At 66.5% G+C, this 25,980-nt stretch carries 12 protein-coding genes; 10 read left to right on the top strand and 2 right to left on the bottom strand.

What is annotated here, in order from left to right:
* Positions 1-164: 164 nt before the first annotated feature.
* From ACRC0P_RS16505 to ACRC0P_RS16480, 6 genes are all read left to right on the top strand, one after another.
* The gene (locus ACRC0P_RS16505; RefSeq protein ID WP_438632399.1) at positions 165-974 is read left to right on the top strand and encodes an ABC transporter ATP-binding protein; all 810 of its coding nucleotides are present in this window, start codon (positions 165-167) and stop codon (positions 972-974) included.
* Positions 971-1,981: a FecCD family ABC transporter permease gene (locus ACRC0P_RS16500; protein WP_438632398.1), complete on the top strand. Its 1,011-nt coding sequence runs from the start codon at positions 971-973 to the stop codon at positions 1,979-1,981. Before ACRC0P_RS16505 ends, ACRC0P_RS16500 begins: the two co-directional genes overlap by 4 nt.
* Positions 1,978-3,036, top strand: coding sequence for a FecCD family ABC transporter permease (locus ACRC0P_RS16495; protein WP_438632397.1), 1,059 nt, complete (start codon positions 1,978-1,980; stop codon positions 3,034-3,036). Before ACRC0P_RS16500 ends, ACRC0P_RS16495 begins: the two co-directional genes overlap by 4 nt.
* A 20-nt stretch (positions 3,037-3,056) precedes the next feature.
* Positions 3,057-4,010, top strand: a complete 954-nt coding sequence (locus tag ACRC0P_RS16490) for an ABC transporter substrate-binding protein (RefSeq protein WP_438632396.1) — start codon at positions 3,057-3,059, stop codon at positions 4,008-4,010.
* A 373-nt stretch (positions 4,011-4,383) separates the two neighbouring features.
* Entirely contained in the window at positions 4,384-4,860 is a 477-nt protein-coding gene (locus tag ACRC0P_RS16485) for an NYN domain-containing protein (protein WP_438632395.1), read from the top strand.
* 324 nt (positions 4,861-5,184) lie between these two features.
* Positions 5,185-6,036, top strand: a complete 852-nt coding sequence (locus ACRC0P_RS16480) for a GNAT family N-acetyltransferase (RefSeq protein WP_438632394.1) — start codon at positions 5,185-5,187, stop codon at positions 6,034-6,036.
* 179 nt (positions 6,037-6,215) lie between these two features.
* On the opposite strand, the gene ACRC0P_RS16475 is transcribed toward ACRC0P_RS16480, so the two are convergent.
* Both ACRC0P_RS16475 and ACRC0P_RS16470 read right to left on the bottom strand, forming a co-directional pair.
* Positions 6,216-7,655, bottom strand: coding sequence for a diaminobutyrate--2-oxoglutarate transaminase (locus tag ACRC0P_RS16475; protein ID WP_438632393.1), 1,440 nt, complete (start codon positions 7,653-7,655; stop codon positions 6,216-6,218).
* 22 nt (positions 7,656-7,677) lie between these two features.
* Positions 7,678-7,887 (bottom strand): MbtH family protein, encoded by a 210-nt coding sequence (locus tag ACRC0P_RS16470; protein ID WP_438632392.1) that lies wholly within the window; start codon positions 7,885-7,887, stop codon positions 7,678-7,680.
* A 257-nt stretch (positions 7,888-8,144) separates the two neighbouring features.
* Here ACRC0P_RS16470 and ACRC0P_RS16465 point away from each other — a divergent pair, with 257 nt between their 5' ends.
* From ACRC0P_RS16465 to ACRC0P_RS16450, 4 genes are all read left to right on the top strand, one after another.
* Positions 8,145-9,140, top strand: a complete 996-nt coding sequence (locus ACRC0P_RS16465; RefSeq protein WP_438632391.1) for a TauD/TfdA family dioxygenase — start codon at positions 8,145-8,147, stop codon at positions 9,138-9,140.
* A 39-nt stretch (positions 9,141-9,179) separates the two neighbouring features.
* A complete protein-coding gene (locus tag ACRC0P_RS16460) occupies positions 9,180-11,213 on the top strand; it encodes an AMP-binding protein (protein ID WP_438632390.1) in 2,034 nt (677 codons plus the stop codon).
* Positions 11,210-15,817 (top strand): amino acid adenylation domain-containing protein, encoded by a 4,608-nt coding sequence (locus tag ACRC0P_RS16455; RefSeq protein ID WP_438632389.1) that lies wholly within the window; start codon positions 11,210-11,212, stop codon positions 15,815-15,817. Before ACRC0P_RS16460 ends, ACRC0P_RS16455 begins: the two co-directional genes overlap by 4 nt.
* Before the next feature lie 203 nt (positions 15,818-16,020).
* Positions 16,021-25,977 carry an amino acid adenylation domain-containing protein gene (locus ACRC0P_RS16450; protein ID WP_438632388.1) on the top strand — a complete coding sequence of 3,319 codons (9,957 nt, stop codon included), beginning with the start codon at positions 16,021-16,023 and terminating at the stop codon, positions 25,975-25,977.
* The last annotated feature ends 3 nt before the right edge of the window (positions 25,978-25,980 follow it).

Genomic DNA, 25,980 nt, shown 5'->3' with positions numbered 1-25,980 from the left:
AAGTGATATCGATCGCGGCCAGCGGCGGATGGCCACCCCGCCGCTCCTACAGGGCGGGGAATATCCAGTGCCACTCAGCGTCGCCCCTGTGGTATAACCTGCCGCTGGAAAAAGCTGCGCCACCTTCGGGTGGCGCGGCAGTTTTATCAGGGGAGCCAGCCAATTTGCTAAACGCCAGAGGTATCAGTGTCCGCTTTGGAACCCAGCGTGTACTCGACGGCATTGACCTGTCGATACCCGCCGGCCGCTTCTCCGCGCTGGTCGGCGCCAACGGCTGCGGCAAGACGACCCTGCTCAACGTGCTGGCGCAACTGGTGAAACCCGACAGCGGCAGCGTCTCCCTCGGCAGCGACTCCCTCGCCGGCCTCTCCCGCCGGGATATCGCCCGCCGCATCGGCCTGCTGCCGCAGATCACCGGTACCCCCGTCGGCCTCACCGCCGGGGAGTTGGTAATGCAGGGGCGTTACCCCTGGCAGAACTGGTGGCGGCAGTGGTCGGACGAAGACCAGCGAGCGGTGGACGCCGCGGTGGCCCTGACCGACATCGAACCCCTGCTGCAACGGCCCCTGACGGAACTCTCCGGCGGTCAGCGCCAGCGCTGCTGGATTGCCATGACCCTGGCCCAGGACACCCCGGTGCTACTGCTGGATGAACCCACCACCTATCTGGATATCGCCCACCAGGTGGAACTGCTGCAACTGGCGGCGGACCTGGCCGCCGGCGGCAAAACGGTTGTGGCGGTGTTGCACGACCTGAACCAGGCCGCCTGCTACGCCGACCACCTGATCATGCTCCGGGACGGCGGCATCCACGCCGAGGGCGAACCGGCCGCGGTTTTCACTGCCGACAACCTGGAAGCCGTGTTCGGCTTCAGGGCGCATATCATCCGCGACCCGCACTCCGGCAACCCCCTCTGCGTGCCGCGCACGGAGTCCGCCGAGCTGGAGCTGGTGTCGCGGGAGGTCAGCCTGTGAGTGACGCGGCCGGGCTGTCTCCGGCGCGCCGGCCCGGGCTGCCGCTTGCCGGCCTGGGCCTGCTCGGCCTGCTGCTGTTCACCGCCTTCCTGCACCTGGGGCTGGGGGCCAAGGCCCTGGACTGGGCTACTACCTGGCAGGCCCTGTTCCAATACGATCCAACCGACCTGGACCACGCCGTGGTGCGCGACAGCCGCCTGGCGCGGCTGCTGGTGGCCGTGGTGGTGGGGGCGGCGCTGGCGGTCGCTGGCGTGTTGATTCAGGCGATCACCGACAACCCCCTGGCGGACCCCGGCATACTCGGCATCAACGGCGGCGCCGCCTTTTTTGTGGTGGCGGGCCTGCTGATGGTGCCCGGAACCGATTTCGCCCATCTCCCCTGGTACGCCTTCCTCGGCGCGGTCTCCGCCGCGGTCATGGTGGCGCTGCTGGGCGGCCGCGCCCACAACCCGGTGCGGCTCACCCTCGCCGGGGCCGCGGTGGCCGCGCTCTTCTCGGCGACGACCGCCACCGTCCTGCTGCTGGACCAGCAGGGGTTGGACAAACTGCGTCACTGGCTCACCGGCGCCATCGGCGCCGCCGACGTCAGCAAACTGTTGCAGGTAACCCCCTACCTGGTGATCGGCCTGCTGCTGGCCCTGTCCCAGGTGCGCTCACTGGACGCTCACCGCCTCGGGGCGCGGGCGGCCGCCGGGCTGGGGGTCAATATCCTGCGGCTGAAAGTGGTGGGGCTGGTGGCGGTGGTGTTGCTGTCCGGCAGTGTGGTGGCCGTGGCCGGCCCCATCGGTTTCGTGGGGCTGGTGGTACCCCACGCGGTGCGCCTGGTGGTGAGCGCCGACTACCGCTGGATACTCGGTTACTCGGTAATAGTGGGGGCCCTGCTGGTGGTACTGGCCGACCTGCTGGCGCGGGTTGTGGTGCGGCCCTACGAGATCAACACCGGCATAGTCACCGCGATGATCGGCGGGCCCATATTTATCGCCCTGGTGATCCGGAGGGTGAAATGAGGTGGGCCGCGCCGGCGGCGCTGCGCCTCGGGGGATTTTCCCTGCGCTTCCGTCCCCTGGACCTGGGCTGGATTTTGCTTATTACCTTGGGGCTCTTCGCTGCTGTGTTGGCCGCGTCGACCTTGGGCAGCTTTCCCCTGGGATGGCAGCAGGTCTGGGCGGGCCTGTGGCAACCGTCCGGTTCCGGTGAAGGTGCGATGGCACACCAGGTGCTCTGGCAACTGCGCATGCCGCGCATCCTCGCCGCGATGCTGGTGGGGGCCTGCCTTTCGCTGGCGGGGGTGATACTGCAGTCGCTCACCCGCAACGCCCTGGCGGCCCCCGGCCTGATCGGCGTGGAGGCCGGGGGCAGTGTCACCATGCTGATATCCCTGGTGCTGTTTCCCGGCTTGGTGCCCGTCTATCTACTGCCGCTGACCGCACTGGCCGGTGGCCTGGTGGTGGCGGTATTCATCCTGATGCTGGCCCTGCGGGGGGATTTCTCGCCGCTGCGTCTCATCCTGGTGGGAATTGGTACGACCGCCATGTTGCAGGCCGTCTCCGAGTTGCTGCTTACCTACGGGGATATCGACCGGGTGGAATCGGCATTGATGTGGCTCGGGGGGAGCCTGCACAAGGTCACCTGGACCGAGGTGCAGGTGCTGGCGCTTTGGTTCCTGCTCGCAGGGGTGCCGGCGATGTTCGCCTTCCGCCAGCTTAACCTGTTGCAGCTGGGGCCGGCGGTGGCCTCCAGCCGCGGCCTCTCCCAGCGCCGCACTTTGGCTGTTCTGTTGCTGGCCAGCGTGATGCTCACCTCCAGCGCTGTGGCCACCGCGGGTACCATGGTGTTCGTGGGCCTGATCGGGCCGCACCTGGCCCGGCAGTGCTGTGGGGACCGCCACGGCATACTGCTGCCGCTGGCTGCGCTCAGCGGCGCGCTGCTGGTGCTGACCGGGGATACCCTGGGGCGCTGGGTATTCGCGCCGCTGCAATTGCCCGCGGGGCTGGTGGTCGCGATAGTGGGCGCTCCCTATTTTATTTTTCTGATAGCCCGCCGCCGGGAATTTGCGAACTGAATAAGAAGTAGGAGAAAGCGATGTCCTGGAATAAAACCCTGTTGCTGCTGCTGGTAATGGCCTTCGGCGTCGTTGCCCAGGCGGCGGAGACCCGTGTGTTCAAAAATCGTTTCGGCGAAGTAAAAGTGCCGAAAAACCCCCGCTGCGTGGTATCCCTGCACGACTTCAGCCTCACCGTGCAGCTGATGGAACTGGGCGTCAAACCCTGCGGCTCCACCGGCCGCAAAAAGCTGATGTCCGAGCCGCTGTTCCGCGGCGTGCAGCACCGCTTCGACGTTTCGGGTATTCAGTACGTGGGTGGCCACAAGTCGCCGGACCTTGAGGCCATCGCCGCACTCAAGCCGGACCTGATTCTCGGCCTTTCCTACCATCGGGAACTGAAGCCAATACTCTCGGCCATAGCGCCGGTGGTGATACTCCCGGTGCAGGAAGAGGGCATCAAGAAATACGCCGGACAACTGGCCGACCTGGTCGGCCGCCGGGACAGCTACGAGGACCAGCTCAAGCAGTATCACTGGACGCTGGAAGAATTTCGCCGCCTGGTGCCAAACCCCGGCGCCATCACCGTGACCACACTGGAAATCTACGAAGACAATTTCCAACTGATCGGCCGCGGCGGCATGGACGAAGCCATCCGCGACCTGGGCCTGGGGCACCCCAAGGCCTACAAAAAGGCCCGCTTCCACGTGCCCTACAGCCTGGAGCGGGTGGGGGATTTCGATGCGGACTTTATCATCGACACCTACGAACCTCTCCTCAACACCCGCCGGCAGACCGCATCTTTCCGGGAATCCGCCCAATGGCGCCAACTCTTCGCCGTCCGCCACGGCCAGTTCCTCTACTTCAACCGCAGCCGCTACGGCGAATCCATGGGCGGACTGCTGGGTACCGCCTCGCTGTTGCTTTCCCATATTGCCGAGCGGGATAGGATTTCCCTGGCCGAGGAGATCCGGGCGAAGGCCAAAACCAACTGAGCCAGGTTCCAACCTGTAGGAGAAACCCTGGGAACGCCGAGCTCCAGCTCGGCAACGGGCCGCAGGCCCGCAGATTGTAGGAGCGGCCGCTGGCCGCGACAAATTTGTCTGGAACAAATTTGGACGCCGAAGGCGCCCGTAGGGTGAGCGTCAAGGATGGGTGCGAATCAGCACCAGCAAGCAAGCTCCACAGTTTGTAGGGCGAATAAGCGCAGCGCATTCACCAAAAGCACTTGCGAAATGAATTCGCCCACAGGCCGAACAGATGAAGGCATGTGTTTATCCAACTGTATATCATCAGGGCCACGATATAAATGTCGGTGCGCCACTATGACTTGTAGTCAATATCAGAAATTGAATTGGAAACTTTGTAATGAGAGACGTCGTATTATTTGTTGATGTACAAAATGTATATTACACGACGAGACAGGCGTATAGTCGAAACTTTGATTACAATAAGTTCTGGTCACGAGCTACCTTCGATAGGCGAGTGGTAAAAGCTATTGCTTATGCGGTCGATCGAGGGGATAGCAAACAGGCAGAGTTCCAAAATATATTGAGGGCTATCGGGTTCGAGGTTAAGCTAAAGCCATTTATTCAAAGATCGGATGGTTCTGCAAAAGGTGATTGGGATGTCGGCATAACCATTGATGCAATGGAATACTCCGATAGAGCAGATGTCGCTGTTCTCGTATCTGGAGATGGTGATTTTGATTTGCTTGTAAATAAGCTTCGAGTAGGCAAGGGAAAGTTTGTAGAAGTTTACGGTGTCCCTGAATTAACATCGAGATCTCTGATGAATGCAGCCAGTGAATTCATTCCAATTAAAGATGGTCTTCTGCTGGGTTGATATTGCTCCGACGTTAACCGTTTAAGATGGAGAAAGGATGATTGAGGGGATGTGGGAGCTACTCGTGCAGCGGACGGTAACATACCTATATTGTTCTCATGTTGTTAATCATGATGAAATGTTATACCCAGTATGTGAGGCAGTTTACACGCGGAAAGAAAAGGTGTTGATTAATAAAAAAGCAGATGAAAAATTTGTGTTTGTAAATTTTTCTCAGTCTTATTTTTTGTTCCTGTTTGTGTGGTTATATTTCTATATTTGGTGTTGTAATATTTGGTCTATAGCTGTTCTGGTTGCCAAGCAAAAAGAATGGTAAGGGAAACTATGAAAAACAAAAACTACTCCATCAAAACCGCAACCCGAAAGGAAGTAGATATCGCCATTTCCTGGGCCGCAGCAGAAGGCTGGAACCCAGGCATATACGACGCAGATTGCTATTACACCGCCGATCCACAGGGTTTTCTTGTCGGCTACCTCGGCGAAGAGCCAATCGCCACGATATCGGCAGTGAAATACAGCGATACTTTTGGTTTTCTCGGTTTCTATATTGTCAAACCTGAGTATCGGGGACATGGATACGGCCTCCAGATCTGGAATGCAGGTTTACAGTATCTGCAGGGGTGCAATGTCGGCCTGGACGGGGTCGTTGCCCAGCAGGACAGCTACAAAAAGTCCGGTTTCAGGCTCGCTTTTCGCAATCGTCGCTATGAAGGAGTTGGTGGCGGCGATTTCCCGACAAACGCTGAAATCGTAAAGTTGTCATCCCTGCCCGTTGAAACCATCACTGCCTATGACCGCCCCTTCTTCCCCGCAGACCGCTCGCATTTTATCAAGGCCTGGATTGAGCAGCCTGAATGTACTGCTCTCGGGATCAGGGATGGGGGGAAGCTTGCAGGTTACGGCGTGCTTCGCAAGTGCCGCTCCGGGTACAAAATCGGTCCGCTTTTTGCGGACGATCCGGAACTGGCCGAATCACTCTTTCAGGCACTGAGATCGACAGTTCAGCCCTCGGAGTCCGTTTATCTCGACGTACCGGAAGTCAATCCAGCAGCTGTGGATTTGGCGAAGCGCTACAACATGAACGTCGTATTCGAGACAGCGCGAATGTACAAAGGGCCGGAACCCGATATGCCGGTCAATCGGATTTTCGGTATTACGTCTTTTGAAGTCGGGTGAGAGATGAATGACACTTTGTTAAGCCCCCGAGCTGCTCCTGCCCCTGAGGATTGCGCTGTAGGAGCCTGCTTGCAGGCGAGCATTCCCGGTGCCTTGCCGCACCCAATTCGCCTGCAAGCAGGCTCCTACAGGGGGATTCCGCTTAACTTAGTACCGGGCAGCCTATGCGGGGCACCAGCCTACGCCGCTCCGGGGAAATCCGTACAGCCTGCCACTTCGGCAACAGCCCCGGCAAACCGCTCGACAACAACCTCTATTTCTTCGGCCTGAATAATCAACGGCGGCAGGAAGCGCAGCGTCGCCGAATGGCGCCCGCCCACTTCCAGGATCAAGCCCCGTTGCAGGCAGGCGCGCTGCAGCGCGCGGGCGCGGTTGCCATCGAGAGGTCGGTTGCCCAGCGCATCGGGTTCGCCCTCCGGGGCCACTATCTCCACGCCCTGCATTAAGCCAAGCCCCCGCACCTCGCCGATCATTGGGCTGTCAAGATTGGCCAGTGCCGCGTGCAGGCGGTTTCCCACGGCTTCCGCCTGTGCGTCCAGTTGCTCGCTGCGCAGGGTTTCCATCACCGCGGTGCCGGCGGCCATGGCCAGTTGGTTGCCGCGGAAGGTGCCGGCGTGGGCGCCGGGTTGCCAGGTGTCCAGGGCCTCGTCATAGACCAGCACGGAGAGCGGCAGGCCGCCGCCGATGGCCTTGGACAGGACGATAACGTCCGGCTCTATGCCGGCGTGCTCGAAGGCGAAGGGCCTGCCGGTGCGCCCCATACCCGCCTGCACCTCGTCCAGGATCAGCACTATGCCGTGGCGCCGCGTCAGCTCCCGCAGGCCGCGCAGCCAGCGGGGTGGGGCGGGCAGGGCGCCGGCTTCGCCCTGCACGGCTTCCACGATCACCGCCGCCGGTTTCACCACGCCGGATTCCGGATCGGTGAGCAGGGTGTCCAGCAGTTGCAGGTTGGCGTCGATGCCGGCCTCGCCACCCAGCCCCAGGGGGCAGCGCTTGAGCTGCGGAAAGGGCAGGAACTGCACCCCGGGCAGCAGCGGTCCCAGGGGCTGCTTGGGGCCCAGGTTGCCCATCAGGCTGAGGGTGCCCTGGGTCATGCCGTGGTAGGCGCCGCTGAAGGCGACCACCGTGTGCCGGCCGGTGGCGGTCTTCGCCAGCTTGATCGCCGCTTCCACCGCATCGGCGCCGGAAGTGCCGCAAAACTGGATCTTCGCGCGCCCGGCGATGGTGCCGGGCAGCAGCTCGAACAGGGTGGAGACGAAGCGGTCCTTGAGCGGCGTGGCGAGATCCAGGGTCTGCAGTGGCAGGCCATCGGCCAGCGCCCTTTGGATGGCGCTGGTGGTGGCCGGGTGGTGATGGCCCAGGGCCAGGGTGCCGGCGGCCGCCAGGCAGTCGATATACAGCTGTCCGGCGGTGTCGCGCAGGTAGATGCCGCGGCCCTCGGCGAGGGCCAGCGGCAGGCGCCGCGGGTAGCTGCGGGCATTGGATTCCCGCTGCGCCTGGCGCTCGAGGATTTCATTGCCGTCCAATTGGCGAAGCGGCTGGCCGGCAAAGCTGGCCAGGTCAAAGCCGGGCAGTCCGGCGGAGTCCGGGGCCGGTTGCCCCGATACGATAGCGTCCATGAATGGCGCTCCCTCGCTGTGATCAATGTTCCCTGGTCATGGCCTCGCGCAGGCTCTTGGGGCGCATGTCCGTCCACACTTCCTCGATAAAGATTAGACACTCTTCCTTGGTGCCGCTCTTGCCGGCTTCGCGCCAGCCGTCCGGCACCGGCTTGTAGTCCGGCCAGATGGAGTACTGCTCTTCCTCGTTGATCACCACGGTGAATCGGGTATCCGGGTCGTCCATGCTCATGGATTCATCTCCTCATTCGTTTTGTTTTTGGGGCGTGACGCACTCTACTGATCGGGCCCGATTGGCCGTTTAGCCGGGCAGGACACACTTTGTGCCACAGCGGGAGGCCCTGTCCCAACCCCGAACCCTGATTTTTAAGAACGAATTCACATTAGAAGATAAACGCGAACGATTATCAATTGTAATTTGGCTGACCCTTCTGTAAATTCACTGCGTCGCCGGGGTATGGAATAACCGAACACAGATCGAGGAGTCGTATGACCAGCGTGACAACAGGAGCGCTCTCCACGGCAGGGGAGCAGGGCAGGGATTCGAGCGGGGGAGAATTGCCTCTGGTGCTGACCCCGACGGAACCGGGAGCAGACTGGCGAAGCTGTATCGAGGATATCCGCCTGCTGGTGGACAGACATCTCTACCGCGTGGGCGGCCTGTTGCTGCGGGATTTCGATTTCTCCGGGGAGGAGGGCTTCGAGGCCTTCGCCCGCGCCTTCGGCCACGACCTGCTCAGCTACGATTACGCCTCCACCCCCCGCACCCGGCTCAATAAGGGGGTCTACACCTCCACCGAATATCCCGCCCACCAGGTGATTCCGCTGCACAACGAGCAGTCCTACACCCTGCAGTGGCCGATGAAAATCTGGTTTCACAGTGTGCGCGTGGCGGAGTCCGGCGGTGAGACGCCCATCGCCGACAGCCGGGAAGTATACCGCCGCCTGGACGCCGGACTGCGCACGCGCTTTGCCGACCGCGGCCTGATGTACGTGCGCAATTACGGCAACGGTCTCGACCTGCCCTGGCAGCAGGCTTTCAACACCGAAGAGCGCTCCGCGGTGGAGCGTTTCTGCCGCGCCAATCGCATCGATTTCGAGTGGAAGCCCGACGGCGAACTGCGCACCCGGCAGCGCTGCCAGGCGGTCGCCGTGCACCCAGCCACCCGGGAGCCGGTGTGGTTCAACCAGGCGCATCTTTTTCACCTTTCCAACCTGGCGCCCCAGTTGCGCGAAACCCTGCTGTCCGTGGTGGGCGAGGCGGAGGTGCCGCGCAATGTCTACTACGGCGACGGCGCTCCCATCGAGGAGACGGCCCTCGACGAAATTCGCGGAGTGCTCGACGACTGCCAGGTGGTTTTCCCCTGGCGGCAGGGCGACGTGATGATGCTCGACAACATGCTGGTGGCCCACGGGCGAAGTACCTATCGCGGGGAACGCAAGGTGATTGTCGCCATGGCGGAGCCCTGTCCGCAGCCGGAATAGCTCAGGCAAAAATCAAAAACAATTCAGGAAAGCTACAGGATGCAGCGAGAAAATCCCTCCCACGCGGAACACTGGGTTGCGCAATTGCGCCAGAGCGCCGCGCAGCAACCCGACAGAGTGGTCTTCGAATTCCTTGCCGACGCCCGCGAGGTGAGCGAGCGGCTCACCTGCGGTGAGCTGGACCGCCGTGCCCGCGGTTTGGCGTCGCGGCTGCAGGCGCTGGCCGGCCCCGGCACCCGCGTGCTGATACCCATGCCCAACGGCATCGACTATATCGTCGGCTTCTTCGCCGCGCTCTACGCGGGCATGATCGCGGTCACCGCCTACCGGCCCCCACACAAGCGGCGGGGCTGGCAGCGGATACTGGCGATTGCCGGCGATTGCGACGCCGGCCTGCTGCTCACGGACGGCGAGGGCCGGGAGGCGGTATCCGAATGGGCGCGCGAACAGTCGCTGTCCTGCCCGGTGGTGGCCGTTTCGGCGGAGGACGGCGAGCGGGCCGGACACTGGCGCGAGCCCGGAATCGAAGCCGGCGACATCGCCCTGTTGCAATACAGTTCCGGTTCCACCGGCACGCCCAAGGGCGTGGCGATCAGCCACGCCAACCTGCTGCACAATGTGGCGCTGATGCAGCGGGAGATGGCCATCGCCCCGGAAGATATTTTCGTCTCCTGGCTGCCGCTGTTTCACGATATGGGATTGGTGGGCCAGATGCTCACTCCCCTGTTCAGCGGCTGCCGCACCCTGTTGACCCTGCCGCCGCTGGTGGTGCAGCAGCCACTGCGCTGGCTGGAACTGATGACCCGTAGCGGCGCCACCGTGAGCGGCGGGCCCAATTTTATCTATGACCACTGCGTGGAGCGGATCGCCCCGGAGCAGGTGGCGGAATTGGGCCTGTCGAAATGGCGCATCGCCTTCAACGGCGCGGAGCCGGTGCGTGCGGCCACCCTGGAACGCTTCGCGGAACACTTCGCCCCCGCCGGCCTGGTACCGGAGTCGCTGGCGCCCTGCTACGGGCTGGCCGAGGCCACCCTGATGGTCACCGGTACGTCCAGCGGCGGCTACAGCACCCTGACCGTCGACGAATCCGAACTGGCCCGAGGCAGGGTATGTCCCGCCGGCAGTGGCCGCACCCTGGTGAGTTCCGGCCAACTCAACGGCGAGATGCAGGTGCGGATCGTCGAGCCGGCGGAGCAGTACCAGCTTCCCGAAGGGGAGGTGGGGGAGATCTGGGTACGCGGCGCCAGCGTGGCCGGCAGCTACTGGCGTCAGACAGGACTCAGTGCCGAGGCCCTGGGCGCGCGCCTCGAGGATGAGGGGCCCTACCTGCGCACCGGCGACCTGGGCTTCCTGCACGACGGACGGCTCTTCGTCTGCGGCCGCATCAAGGAGTTGATCCCGGTTCGCGGCCGCAACCACTACCCGCAGGATATCGAGGCCACCGCCCAGGCGGTGAGCCCGCACCTGATCGCCCACGGCGGCGCCGCCTTTGCCCTGGACACCGGGGAGGCTGAAGCCGCTGTGCTGGTGCAGGAAGTGGATCGCCGCGCCGCCGGCAAGTCCGGCGCCGTGGACACGGTCGCGCTGATCCGCGACATCTGCGCGGCGGTGGCCGCGGAGCACGACCTCCAACTGCACGCCGTGGCGCTGATCGCACCGGCGTCCCTGCCGCGCACCACCAGCGGCAAAATCCAGCGCACTGCCGCACGCCGCGCCTACTCCCTGGGCGAACTCAAGCTGGTCGAGCAGTGGAATGCGAAGGGTGACACCGGGGGCGAGGCCCCGGAGCTTCCGGCGGGGGACGCCGCCGGTATCGCCCGCTGGATCTGCCACTGGATCGCCGCCCAGACCCGGAGGCCGGTGGAACGGGTAACCCCGGACCTGGCCCTGGAAGCCAGCGGACTCGATTCCGTCGCCGGCATGACCCTGAATCACGAGCTGTCCACCCGCCTGGGGGTGCGCTTGGAGCCGGATATCCTCTGGCGCTACCCCACGGTGGAGGCGCTGGCCGGCTATCTGGCTTCCCCCGACGAGGCCCGGGAAGTCGAGACCTGGCAGGAGGGCGTGCTGTGACAGCCCAGCCACTACTGTACGAATGCTGGTCCCGGGGTATCACCCTCTCCGTTGACGGCGGCAATCTGGCCTTCCGCGCGCCCCCGGGCGCCCTGGACGAAGCCCTGCGCGAGCGCCTTCGGGAAAACAAAGCGGAACTGCTGGCCGCCCTGCGGGAGGATCCCGACTACTTCGACGCGCGGCCCCTGGGCGCCAACGAGCGTTCCCTCTGGTTCCTCAACCGCATGGCGCCGCAGAGCAGCGCCTACAACCTGGCCTTTGCCGCCCGCCTGCACGCAGATATCTCCACCGACGCAGTGGCACGCGCCTTCGCCGGATTGCAGAAACGCTACCCCATCCTCTGCAGTCCCTACGGTGAGCGGGACGGCGAGCCGGTGCAGTGGCTGGATGGAAAGAGGGCGCCGCGGCCACTGGAACTGGCGGGCCTCTCTGGCGGTGAACTTCGGGATCAACTGGCCCGGGAGGCAGACCGTCCCCTGGACCTGGCGGCGGGGCAGGCTTGCCGTGCCCTGCTGCTGGAGAGCGATAACGAGGAGACGGGTCCCCACCTGCTGCTGGTGGTGCACCATATCGCCGCCGATTTCGCCGCCTTCGAGATATTGCTGCGCGATTTCGCCGAACTGATTCTCGGCGGCGAGCCGGGCGAAGCGGACACCGGCGGCTACCGCGCCTGGATGGCGGAACAGGCCCGCGCGGTGCGCGAGCGGGGCGCCGATCACCTGGAATACTGGCGCCGCCAATTGAACGGCGTGCCCGGCCTGGAGCTGCCCCTGGACTTCCCGCGCCCGGCGGAACAGACCTTCGACGGCGAGGAAATCGGCTTTGCGCTGACCGCCGTGGACAGCTGCCAGTTGCGGGAGGCGGCGCGGCAGCTGGGCGTCACCCCCTATATCTACTGGCTGGCCCTGTTCCAGTGGTTCCTGGCGCGCCTGTCGGGCCAGCGTGCATTCACCATCGGCACGCCCAGCGGCGGGCGCCTGGCGCCGGAGCACCGGGAACTGGTGGGCTACCTGGTCAACCCGCTGGTGCTGGCCTGCCGCCCGGACGAAGAGCTCACCCTGGCGGACTGGATGCGGCGGGTGCGGCAGCAGGTCAACGAGGCCCTGGAACACCAGCGCTACCCCTTCGCCACCCTGGTGGAAAAACTTCGGCCGGAGCGCGAGGCGGGCCGCGCACCCCTATTCCAGCATATGTTCACCCTCAACCGGGAGCAGTCGCTGACTGTCGGCGAGCGGGTGATCGAGCGGCAACTGCTGGCGGAACAGCGCGGCGCGGCCCACGAACTCAACCTGGTGGTGGTGGATCGGGAGGACGGCTTCCTGGGCAAGTGGCGTTACAACCGCGCCCTCTACGCCCGGGCCACGGTGGCGCGGCTGCGGGACCTGTTCCTGGAACTGGTGCACCGCTCGCCGGACTGGCTCGGACGGCGCCTGGCGGACCTCGAGTGGCCGCCGCGGGAAATGGCCGCGCGGCTGGCCGGGGAGGCCCGCAGCTGGCCCGATGCCAGCGCCCGGGGCGCCTTCGCCCGGCAGGTGCGGGAGCGGCCGCAGGCCGCGGCCATCCATTGCAATAGGCAATCGCTGAGTTACGGAGAACTGGCGGAGCGGGTCAACGGCTGCGCTTCTGCCCTGGGAGAACAGGGACTGGGCGCCGGCGACCGCCTCGCCCTGTGTCTGCCCCGCGGCGCCGAACTGGTGACCGCGATGCTCGCCGGCTGGCAGCGGGGCGCCGCCTATGTGGCCCTGGACCCCCAGTGGCCGCCGTCGCGGCTGGCCTGGGTCTGCGAGGACGCCGCACCGCGGCTGGCGGTGGGCCTGGGCGAGCGGCCGGACTGGCTGCCAACCGCCACCGCCTGGCTGGACGCGGGCGCCGGCTGGCCGGCGCTGCCCGGACCCCTGGCGGAGGAAACAGACCCGCAGGCACCGGCCTACCTGATCTACACCTCCGGCTCCACCGGCCGCCCCAAGGGCGTCGTGATCGGCCAGGGAGCCCTGCAACACTACGCCCAGGCGGTGGCGGAGCGCCTGGAACTGCCGACAGGCGCCAGCCTCGCCAGCCTGGCCAGCACCGCCACCGACCTCGGCTACACCGCCCTGTTCGGCGCCCTGCTTACCGGGCGCAGCCTGCGGCTGCTGGACGAGTCCCTGGCGTTCGACGCCGAGGAACTGGCCGCGCAGCTGGAGCGGGACCCGGTGGACTGCCTGAAGCTGGTGCCTTCCCATCTTAAGGCGCTGCTGGTGGCCTCCCGACCGGCCCGGCTGCTGCCGCGCCTGTGCCTGGTGTGCGGCGGCGAAGCCCTGGCCCCGGAACTGGTGGAACAGGTGCGGGCCCTGTCGCCAGATCTGCGCATTCTCAACCACTACGGCCCCACCGAGGCCACCGTCGGCGCCGTCACCGGCGAAGTGGCGGACCCGGCGCCGGCGGAAATCCCCATCGGCCACCCGTTGGCGAACGTGACCGCCAGCGTGCGCAACGCCGCCGGGCAACTGCTGCCCCGGGGCGTCGCCGGCGAACTCTGCCTGGGCGGACCCGCCCTGGCCCAGGGCTACCTGGACAGTCCCGAACTCACCGCCACCGCCTTCGCCGAGCGGGACGGCGAGCGCCTTTATTGCACGGGCGACCGCGCAAAGATAAGCGGGGAGGGGCTGCTGCACTTCCTCGGCCGCATCGACCGCCAGGTGAAGATCCGCGGCTACCGGGTAGAGCCGGACGAAGTGGCCCGGTGCCTGCAGGCCCGGCCCCAGGTGCGCGACGCGGCGGTGGTCAACAGTCCGGACAGCCGCGGGCAGAACCGCCTGGTGGCCTACCTGGTATGCGAGGAGGGCCAGCTGGACGCAGTGCGGGAAGCGCTGGCGGCGGAGCTGCCCGACTATATGCTGCCCGCCGCCTGGGTACTGCTGCCGGCGCTGCCTCTTAAGAACAACGGCAAGCTGGACGAGGCCGCGCTGCCGGAACCGGAAGCTCCCGCTCCGGCGGCAACCGAAGGCGCCGGGGATACCGATATCGACGGCGCCGCGGCGGCGCTGCTCGCCATTACCCGCGAACTGCTGGGCAACGACAGTATCGGCGCCGACGATAACTTTTTCGCCGTGGGGGGCGACTCCATTCTCAGCCTGCAGATTATCGCCCGCGCCAAGCAGCAGGGCCTGCAGCTGACCCCCAAGATGATCTTCGAGCACCAGACCGTGGCCGCCCTGGCCCGGGTGGTGGAGCGGACGGGAGGTCCGGCGGCGCAATCCGGCGGCTCCGCGGCCGCGGATTCCGATTTCCCGCTGACCCCGATTCAGCACTGGTTCTTCGGACTGGAGCAGCCCGAGCCCGGCCACTGGAACCAGTCCCTGCTGCTGGACGTACAGCGCGCCCTGGAAACCGACCGGTTACAGCGTGCCGTCGCCGCGCTGCTGGAGCGGCATCCGGTTCTCAGGGCGCGTTTCGAAAACGACAGTGGGCATTGGCGGCAGCGCTACCGACCCTGGGAATCGGATATGGCCGCGCGGGTCTTCGCGATCGACGGCGAAGCCCCCGATCCGGCGCGCCTGGCATTCCATCAGCAGGGCTTTGCCCTGGACCGGCCGCCGCTGATCAAGCTGGTTTATTTCCCCGCCGCCGGCCGCCTGCTGTGCACCGCCCACCACCTGATCGTCGACGCCGTGACCTGGCGCCAACTGCTGGGCGAACTGGAGCAGTTGTATCTCGCGGACGAGGCGGGAGGGGAAGCGGAACTGTCATCGCCCACCGCCGGTTTCCACCAGTGGTCGCAGGCACTGGCGCAGCGCGCCGCGCGCGCGGACCTGGAAGAGCAACTCGCCTACTGGCAACGGCAGTTGGAAGACCTGCCGCCACTGCCCGCAGCATCCAACCGCTACGCCGACAGCCGCACCTGCACCCTGAGCCTGGATGCCGAAACCACTGCGCAATTACTCGGGGGATGTCACGAGGCCTACAACACCAACGCCCAGGACCTGATGCTCGCTGCCCTGGCGCGGGCCGTCGGTCGATGGCTGAGCCTGGATCGGGTGGCGGTCGAGCTTGAAAACCACGGCCGCGCCCCCGGCGACTGGGCGCCGGACGTGAGCCGCTCGCCGGGCTGGTTTACCAGCCGCTATCCCCTGGCCCTGCCGGTGAAGGAATCCGACGAGGACGCGGTGATCGCGGTCAAGGAGGCGCTGCGCGCGGTTCCGGAATCGGGCCTCGGCTACGGCCTGCTGCGCTTCCTGCGCGGGGCCGAACTGCCGCCGCCGGCGGGGCTGATCACCTTCAACTACCTGGGGCAGTTCGACCAGTGGGGTGGGGAGTCACAACTGTTCCGCATTGAGGAGTGGTCCTGCCCCGGCGCGCGGGCAGAGGAAAACCTGCGCAGCCACTGGCTGGACGTCAACGCCCTGGTCCTGGACGGCCGCCTGCAGGCGGAGTGGCGCTACGTGCCGGCGGTGCACGGGGAAAAGGAAGTGCAAAGGTTGGCCCGGGAATTCTTCGACGAACTCGCGGCCCTGGTGCGCCACTGCGCCGACCCGGTGGCGGGGCGGGTTACGGCCTCCGATTTTCCGGAGGCGGGGCTGTCGGACGACGAACTCCAGGGCCTGCTGGAGACCCTGGACCCGTGATGATGGGCACGCTTCGCTTTGCCCATCCTACGCGTCCCTTGTAGGAGCCTGCTTGCAGGCGAACGGCTACGGAGTTCTGCATTTTTCGCCAGCAAGCAGGCTCCTACATGTGGGAACTTTGTAGAGCCGTAGGATGGGCAAAGGAGCGCAGCGACGTGCCCATCAAAAAAGATTCTTTTCGAATTTGTAAGCAGAGAAGCACCATGAGCGACAAGGCCAAGTCCATCTCCAGAAATATCGAGAGCATCTATCCTCTGGCGCCGATGCAGCAGGGACTACTGTTCCACAGCCTGATGCACCCGGACAAGGGCATGTACCTCTTGCAATACCGCCACGTAATGGAAATGGCGGACCTGGACCTGGAGCGCTTCCGCCAGGCCTGGGAAAAAGTGGTGGAGCGCCACGAAGTACTGCGTACCTCGTTCGTCTGGCAGAAACAGAAGCGCCCGCTGCAGGTGGTGCACCGGCGGGTGGAACTGCCGGTGGAGTTCGAGGACTGGTCGCACCTGGACCCGGAAACCCAGGATAAGCGCCTGGAGGAACTGCTGCGCGAAGAACGCGTGAGCGGCTTCGACTTCACCCGCGCGCCGCTGATGCGGGTGCGCCTGTTCAAGCTGGCCCCGGACACCTACCAGTTCGTGCGCAGCTATCACCATATCCTGATGGACGCCTGGTGCTTCTCCATCATCATGATGGACTTCCTCGAGCACTACCGCGCCCTGTGCCGCGGAGAATCCCTGCAACTGCCCAAACCCCGACCCTACCGGGACTTTATCCGCTGGCTGGAACAGAAAAATCCGGAGGACCACAAGACCTTCTGGCAGGGCCGGCTGGCCGGCTTCGCCGAGCCAACGCCCCTGGGCATCGAGCGCCCCGGCCTCGACGCCCCGGAACCGGTGGTGGACTGTGTGCACCAATTGTCCGCGGAACACACCGGGCGCCTGCAGCGTGTCGCCGGCCGACTCAATATCACCCTCAACACCCTGGTGCAGGGCGCCTGGGCCTTGCTGCTGTCCCGCTACAGCGGCAATAGCGACGTACTCTTCGGCGTCACCGTGGCCGGACGCCCCGCCGAACTGGCGGGCATGGAATCCATCGTCGGCCTGTTTATCAACACCCTGCCGCTGCGCTGGCGGCTGCGCGTCGATGAGCAACTCGGCCCCTGGCTGCAGTCTCTGCAGCGGGAAAACCTCGCCCTGCGCGAACACGAGACGGTATCCCTGGCGCAGATCCAGCAGTGGAGTGAAGTGGACGGCGAACTCTTCCACAGCCTGTTCGTCTTCGAAAACGCCCCCCTGGATGCGGGACTCAAACAGGAAAACCTGGAATTTATCGTCCGCGACGCCGCCAACCGCACCCACACCAACTACCCCATCACCGTGGTGGTGATCCCCGGCGAACGCCTGCACCTGCAGATCACCTACCAGACCGACAGCTTCACCCGCCCCTCGGTGGAGCGGATGCTGGAACACTTCATCGCCCTGCTGCTGCGCATGGGCGAAAGCCTGGAAGCGGGGCAGGGCGCCCGCCTCGGCGAACTCCCGATGCTCACCGACAGCGAGCGCGACCGCCAACTGCGGGACTGGGCCCCCGGCCCGCAAAAACCAGTGGGCGCGGATTACCTAAGCCGACTGGAGGAACGCGCCCGGCGCCACCCGGAACGCGCGGCGATCCGCTACCGCGACCGGACCCTCAGCTACGGCGAACTGAACACCCGCGCCAACCTGCTCGCAAAACAACTGATCGACCGCGGCGTGGGACCGGACAACCTGGTGGCTTTGCTCGACGAGCGCGGCCCGGCCCTGGTGGTGGCGATTATCGCGGTGCTAAAGGCCGGGGCCGCCTGGATGCCCCTGGACCCAACCCACCCCCCGCAGCGCCTCGCCGCGGTGCTAGAGCAGGGCCGCCCGGCGCTGCTGCTGTGCGGCCGGGAATTCGAATCCCTGGAAATACCCAATGCACCGGAGCGCCTGGTATTCGATATGGACGTCCAGCCCCTGCGCGACTGCGACAATCCCCGGGTGGCGGTATCGCCGACCAACCTGGCTTATGTGATTTTCACTTCCGGCTCCACCGGCACGCCGAAGGGCGCCATGGTGACCCGGGAAGGAATGCTCAACAATATGCTGGGCAAGACGCTGGACCCTGATGGCGTGAGCCAAAGCGATGATCGCGATGCGAAGGGCCTGATGCCGGAGGTTGCTTGCGGGACTGTCTGCGAGAGGGACCTCGCAGACAAGCCTACAGGGACGTATTCACGGCGTGTCCCGCAAGCAACCTCCGGCAGCAGGCCCGCCCCTGAGCCGGAAAAAGCCCCCGGTCTGGAACTGGGAGAAGGCGACGTAATCGCCCAAACCGCCTCCCAATGCTTCGATATTTCCGTCTGGCAATGCCTGGCCGGTCCCATCCTCGGCGCGCAGACGGTGATACTGCCGGACTGCGTGGCCCAGGACCCGGCAGCGCTGGTGGAAGCGGTGCGGGACCGCGGCATCACCATCCTGGAAATAGTGCCCTCCCTGATGCAGGGCATCCTGGACTCCGCCGGTGACACCGCCGACCTCTCCAACCTGCGCTGGCTGCTGCCCACCGGCGAGGCCCTGCCCCCCGCACTGGCCCGCCGCTGGAGCGAACGCTTCCCACAAGTGCCGATGATGAACGCCTACGGCCCCGCGGAGTGCTCCGACGACGTGGCCTTCCACCCGCTGATTAGCCCGCTGCCGGACTCGGCCCACAACGTGCCCATCGGCCGCGCCACCCTCAACAACCGTCTCCACCTCCTCAACGACCGCCTGGAACTGCTCCCCGAAGGCGCGGTGGGAGAAATCTGCGTAGCCGGTACCGGCGTGGGGCGCGGCTACCTCGGGGAACCCGCGCGCACCGCCGCCGCCTTCGTACCCGACCCCTTTGCCGCCGACGGCTCGCGCCTCTACCGCACCGGCGACCTCGCCCGCCTGCTGCCCAGCGGCGACCTGGAATACGTCGGCCGCGCGGACCACCAGGTAAAAGTGCGCGGCTACCGCATCGAGCTCGGCGAAATCGAAAGCCGCCTGGACCGGCACCCACAGGTGCGCGAAGCAGTGGTGCTCGCCCGCCAGGACGACCGCCGCGCCGCCGTACTGGTCGCCTACCTGGTGGCGGAACCCCAACCCGCAATCGACCAACTGCGCCACTTCACCGCCGAGGCCCTGCCCGACTACATGGTGCCCGCGGCCTTTATATTCCTGCCGCACCTGCCCCTGAACGCCAACGGCAAAGTGGACCGCAAGGCCCTGCCGGCACCGGACTTCTCCGCCCAGAGCGCCGCCCGCTACCGGGCCCCGCAGACCCCGCTGGAAGAGCAACTGGCGGAAACCTGGCGGGAAGTGCTCGGCCTCGAGCGGGTCGGCACCGGCGACAACTTCTTCGAACTGGGCGGCCACTCCCTGCTCGCCACCCAACTGATCGGCCAACTCAGCCGACAACTGGACCGGGACATCCCCCTGCGCACAGTCTTCGAACACCCCACCATCGCCGCCATGGCGGAGTGGCTGGAGGGAGAAGAGGGCGCCGGCGATCCCGGTCCGCAGCCGGGGCCGCGGCCGGAAGAGCTGCCCCTGTCCTACGCCCAGCAGCGCATGTGGTTCCTGCAACAACTGGAACCGGAGAGCCCCGCCTACAACCTGCCCGGCGCCGTGCGCCTGACGGGCGAGGTGGACAGCCGCTGCCTGCGCCGCGCCCTGCAACTGCTGGTGGACGACCACGAAGTACTGCGCACCCGGTTCGCAAACTGTGACGGCACACCGGTGCAGGTGATCGAACCGGAACTGAAAGTGGAACTGTCGCTGGTGGACCTGAGCGCGGAAGGCGATCCGGAAGCCGCACTGCGCGGCGCCCTGGCCGCGGATGCCGAAGACCCCTTCGACCTGGAGCGCGGGCCGCTGCTGCGGGCCCGTCTATATCGACTTGGGCCGCAAGAACACGCGTTGGCCATCAACTGCCACCACATCGTCGCCGACGGCTGGTCCCTGCGCCTGATGATCGAGGCCTTCTGCAGCCACTACCGCGCCCTTGCCGATGGAACTGCGCCGATCCGTGAACCCCTGCCACTGCAGTACGCGGACTACGCCCTGTGGCAGCGCCGGTGGATGGAAGGGGAGGACTGCCGCCGCCAACTGGCTTATTGGCGGAAGCGCCTGGACGGGGACCGGCAACCCCTGGAACTCCCCGCCGACTTCCCCCGTCCCGAGCGCGCCAGCTGGCGCGGTGGCCGCCATACCGTCGCGCTGCCGGAGGCACTGGCAAAAGCGGTAAAAGAATTCGGCCGCAGGCAGGGGCGGGGCAGCTTCGCCACCCTGCTCGCCGCCTTCCAACTGCTGCTGCACCGCTTCAGCGGCAGCGACGACATCTTCGTGGGCGTGCCGGTGGCCAACCGCCACCACCCGGCGGTGCAGCCCCTGGTGGGCTGCTTCGTCAACACCCTGGTCTACCGCACCCGGCTGCTCCCGGATGAGTCTCTGGAAGCGCTGCTGGAGCGGGTGTACAACCAGTCCGTGGAGGCCCAGGCGAACCAGGACCTGCCCTTCGACTACCTCGTTGAACAGTTGGGCCTGGAGCGCCAACTCAGCTACAACCCGCTGTTCCAGGCGATGTTCAACTACCTCCCGGGCATGGCGTTGGACCGCTTCGACCTCGGCGACGTGCTGGCGGAAGCGGTGGACAACCGCCCGGACACCGCCATGTGCGACCTCAAGCTGGACGTGCACGAGAGCGACGTCGGCTTTGAGCTTCACTTCGAATACAACCGCGACCTCTTCCGCGAGGCCACCGTGGCCACCATGGCCGGCTACTATTGCGATCTGCTTGCCGCGCTGCTGCGGCAGCCAGAGACCCCCTGCGGCGAACTGTCGTTGCCCGCGGACCGCGGCAATATCCTGCGCGGCGAAAAGGCGGAGCCGGAGGACTGGCTGCAACTGTTCCGCCGCCGAGCCGCCGAGACCCCCGAACAGATCGCCCTGGTGGCCGGGGATACGGCGCTGGACTACGGCGAACTCGACCGGATCACCGACCGCTGGGCCGCGGTCCTGCGCCGCCGCGGCATAGGCCCGGAGGACCGCGTCGCCCTGTTCCTGGAGCGGGACCTGTCCCTGCCCATGGCCATGGTGGCGGTACTCAAGGCTGGGGCCGCCTATGTGCCGTTGGACCCGGTACAGCCCGCAGAGCGCAATCGGGAGATACTGGCGCAGGCGGCGCCCGCATTGCTGTTGCGTGGGGAGAGGGACTCCGTAGGAGCGGCCCATGGCCGCGATCCCAACTCGCCGGTACCCACCCTGACTCTGTCAGAACTGGAAACGGAACACCCCCCTGTAGAAGCGGCGGGGCGGCCATCCGCCCATGGCCGCGACCCGAGTCCCGAGTCCCGAGTCCCGAATCCCGATCAATTGGCCTACCTCCTCTACACCTCCGGCTCCACCGGTCGCCCCAAAGGCGTCGCCATCACCCGCGGCAACCTCGCCAACCTGCTCGCGGAACTGGACCGCCGCCTGAACCTGGGCGCCAGTGACCGGGTATTGGCGCTCACCACCTGTACCTTCGATATCGCCGTGGTGGAACTGCTCGCGCCCCTGGCCGCGGGCGCCACCGCGGTGCTGGCGGACCGCCACCAGGCCCGCGACCCGGCGGCGATCGACCGGCTGCTGGAGCGGCACAAGATCACCGTGGTTCAGGCCACCCCCGCGAGCTGGCGCCTGCTGGTCCGCCACAGCCGACAGCCCTGGGACGGCATTCGCGCCATCGCCGGCGGCGAGGCCCTGCCCGGCGCCCTGGCCGAGGCCATCGCCGGCCGCGGCGCCGCGCTGACCAACGGCTACGGCCCCACCGAAGCCACCGTCTACGCCACTTTCCAGCCGCTCGGAACCGGGGAGGCGCCACTGCAGGTACCCATCGGCACCCCGGTGGCCAACAGCGCCTGCTACGTGCTCGACGACCAATTGCGTCCGGTTCCCCCGGGCGCCGCCGGCGAACTCTACCTGTCCGGCACCGGCGTGGGCCGCGGCTATTTCGGCGCGCCGGCGCTGACCGCCGCCGGTTTTCTGCCGGACCCTTACAGCCCCTTGCCGGGCGCGCGCATGTACCGCACCGGAGACCGGGTGCGGGTGGCCAACGGCAGCCTCGAATACCTGGGGCGGCGGGATTTCCAGGTCAAGCTGCGCGGATTCCGTATCGAGTTGGGCGAGATAGAGGCCCTGCTGGAGAGCCATCCGGCAGTGGAGGCCGCGGCGGCGATTGTGCTTGGCGAAAGCGATCGAGCCCGCCTGATAGCCTACTACAGCGGCCCCGGCGAACAGACAGAACTGGTTGAGCACCTGGCCGCGCGTCTCCCCGAATATATGGTGCCCACCCAGTTGGTGCCCCTGGCGACACTGCCACAGACCGCCAGCGGCAAGGTGGACCGCCGCGCGTTGCCCGCGCCGGAGGCCCCCGAATCCAGATATACCGACCGCGCCATGACCCCCTGGGAGCAGCGCCTGGCGGAGATTTGGAGGGAGGTGCTGGAGCGCGACAGCGTGGGCCCGGACGACGATTTCTTCGCCCTGGGCGGGCACTCCCTGCTGGCGGCCCGGGTGGTGGCTCGCCTCAACGAGCGCTGCGGTTTGCAGCTGCCCCTGCGCCGGGTGTTCGAGCGGCCGGTACTGTCGGAACTGGCGACGTCTCTCGCGGAAGTGGCGACGGAGAGCGGAACGGTGGAGGCGATACATCCGCGGGGCGAGGGCGGCCCCGCGCCCATGCACTTCACCCAGCAGCGGCTGTGGTTTATCCACCGCTTCGAGGGCGGGAGCCGCGCCTACAACCTGTCCCTGGCCCTGCGCCTGGACGGAGAGCTGGAGCCCCGCGCCCTGCGCGCCGCGACCATGGACCTGGCGGAGCGCCAGCACAGCCTGCGCAGTGTCTTCGCCGAGCGCGACGGCCAGTTGCTGCAGATCCTGCTGGAACCGGAGGCCGCCGGCGCCCCGCGCCCGCCGCTGCCCTGCAAGGAAGCCGAGCTGCCCGGACTGCTGGGCGCCGAGGCGGAGACAGAGTTCGACCTGGAGCGCGGCCCCCTCTGGCGCCTGGCGGTGTACCGGCTGCCGGAGCAGTCGGACGTGCTCCAACTCACCGTGCACCATATGGCCGCCGACGCCTGGTCCCTTGAAATACTGGTGCGGGAGCTGGGCGCCCTCTACCGCCAGCACAGTGGCGGCGGGCGGGCGGCGCTGCCGGAACTGTCGCTGCAGTTCGCGGACGTGGCGGCCTGGTGGCGGGGCCCCGCCGGTCGCGCGCGGATCGAAGAGCAACTGGAATACTGGAAGAAACAACTGGCCGGCGAGCCACCGCTGCTGGACCTGCCGACTGACTTGCCGCGCCCGGCGCGGCCGACCCATCGCGGCAGCCGCCACCGTTTTCCGCTGCCATCGGCGCTGGTAGAGCAGGTCGACGCGGCTTGCCGCCGGCAGGGGCTGACCGCCTTCGTGCCATTGGTGGCGGCCTGGCAGCTGCTGCTGTCCCGCTACAGCGGCCAGCGCGACTTGTGGCTGGGGGTGCCGGTGGCCCAGCGCCATCACAGTCACACCGGGCAGTTGATCGGCTACTTCGCCACCACCCAGGTGCTGCGCTGCTCCCTGGCGCCGCTGCAGTCGGTGGAGGAGCTCTGGCAACAGGTGCGGCGGACACTGCTGGACGCCCAGCAGCACCAGGACGTGCCCTTCGAGGAACTGGTGGACGCCCTGCGGGTGGATCGGGACCCCAGCCGCGCCCCGCTGTTCCAGGCCCTGTTCAACCTGATCCAGCTGCCCGCGACGGAAGAGGGCGAATTCGCCGGCCTGCCGGCCAGGCGCCTGGCGGTGGAGAACGATTTCGTACTGGCGGATATCGCTCTGCAGGTGGAGCGGGCCGGGGACGGCTGGGACTGCACCCTGGAGTACAGCACCGACCTGTTTCTGCCCGCTACCGCGGCCCGCTACGCGGAGCATTATCAACGCCTGCTGGAAGCCATGCTCGCCGAACCGGAAGCGCGGCTGTGCCAACTGGCCCTGGAGCGGGAAGCGCCGGCGGCGCAGTGGAACCGCACCGGGGTGCCCCTGGACTGGCGGGAGGACGACCTGGTGGCCCGCTTCGAGAAGCAGGCGACGGCCACCCCCCACGCCATCGCCGTGGAATCCCGGGACTGGTCCCTCAGCTACGCCGAACTGAACCGCCGGGCCGACCGCCTGGCCCATTGCCTGCGCGAACGCGGGGTGGGGCGGGACCAGTTGGTAGCGGTGCACCTGGAACGGGGGCCCCACCTGCTGCCCGCACTACTGGCGGTGCTGAAGGCCGGAGCCGCCTATGTGCCGCTGGACCCGGCGCAGCCGGCGGAGCGCAATCGGCGCATATTGGAGCAGGCGGCTCCGGCGTTGCTTTTGTGTGCGGACTCCCCTCTCCCTCTGGGAGAGGGGCTGGGGGAGAGGGCCCCTGTAGGAGCGGCCGCTGGCCGCGATCCCAACCCGCCGGTACCCACCGCGATCCTGTCAGATCTGGAGACGGAACAGCCCCTTGTAGGAGCGGGCCATGCCCGCGATCCCGGGTCCCGGGTCCCGATGGTCCCGGGTCCCGGTACGGACCCCGACTCCCAACAACTGGCCTACACCATCTACACCTCCGGCTCCACCGGCCGCCCCAAGGGCGTGCAGATCACCCGCGCCAACCTCACCAACTTCCTGTGCGCCATGGAACGCCGGTTGCCGCTGGATGCGGGGGACTGCTGGCTGGCCACCACCACCTGCGCCTTCGATATGTCCAAGCCGGAACTGTTCCTGCCGCTGATCCGCGGCGCCCGGGTGCGCCTGGTAGAGCCGGCGCAGGCCGCCGACGGCGCCGCGCTGTTCGGGGAATTGGAAAAGGCCACGGTCTTCCAGGGTACCCCGGCCAGCTGGCAGCTGCTATTGGCGCACCGGGACAGCGACTGGCCGGCGATTCAGGGCCTGATTGGCGGCGAGGCGGTGCCCGGCGAACTGGCCGACCGCCTGCGCCAACTGGGCGTGAGCCTGACCGCCATGTACGGCCCCACGGAGACCACCGTCTGGTCCACCGCGCAGTCGGTGGACGGTGAACAGAAAGGGGCGGTGCCGAATGGCGCTAAGTTAAGCGATAACCCTGATGCGAAGGGCCTGATGCCGGGGGCTTTTTGCGGGACTGTCTGCGAGAGGGACCTCGCGGACAAGCCTCCAGGGACGGATTTACGGCGTGTCCCGCAAAAAGCCCCCGGTAGCAGGACCGCCCGAGTCCTTAACTTAGTGCCATTGGGGGTGGTGCCCATCGGCTTCGCGCTGGCCAACACCCGCTGCTACCTGCTGGACGACTGCCTGCAGCCGGTGCCCCCGGGGGCCACCGGGGAACTCTATATCGCCGGCGACGGGGTGGCGCGAGGCTATCGGCACGCCCCCGGGCAGACCGCCGGCGCTTTCCTCCCGGACCCTTTCTCGGGTGTTCCCGGCGGCCGCATGTACCGCACCGGCGACCTGGCGCGCCGCCGCGCCGACGGCAGCCTGGTGTGTATCGGCCGCAGCGATTTCCAGATCAAGGTGCGCGGTTTCCGCATCGAGCCCGGCGAGATCGAATCCCAACTGCGGGCCTGGCCCGGCGTGCGCGAGGCGGTGGTGATGGCCGACGAGCAGCAGCGCCTTATCGCCTGGATACAGGCGGACGGGGAGCCGGATACGGCCGCCATCCGCGAGCACCTGAAGCAACGCCTGCCCGTCTATATGGTGCCCTTCGCCCTGGTGCCGGTGGAGCGCTTTCCGCTCAACAGCAACGACAAGATTGACCGCCGCGCGCTGCCGCACCCCGGGGGAGAGGACCTGGCCCGCGCCGCCTATGTGCCCCCGGCCACGCCGGTGCAGGAGCGGCTGGCGGAAATCTGGCGGGAACTGCTGGCACTGCCCCGGGTGGGGATCGAGGACAGCTTTTTCGAACTGGGTGGCCACTCGCTGCTGGCCATGCGCCTGATCGGCCGGCTGGAGCGGGAATTCGGCGTCAGGCCGGACCTGCGCGCCCTGTTCGAAGCCCCCACCATCGCCGCCCTGGCGCGACAGGTGGAAGCGGCCGGCGGCCGCGCCCGGGAGGAACTGGATGCGATGAGCCAGCTATTGGCGGAATTCGAGGAATGAAAC

The organism is Microbulbifer sp. (assembly GCF_051659245.1).
In the GTDB taxonomy this organism is placed as follows: domain Bacteria; phylum Pseudomonadota; class Gammaproteobacteria; order Pseudomonadales; family Cellvibrionaceae; genus Microbulbifer.
The sequence above is the reverse complement of the archived record's forward strand: the minus strand, read 5'-3'. Positions and strand labels throughout refer to the sequence as shown.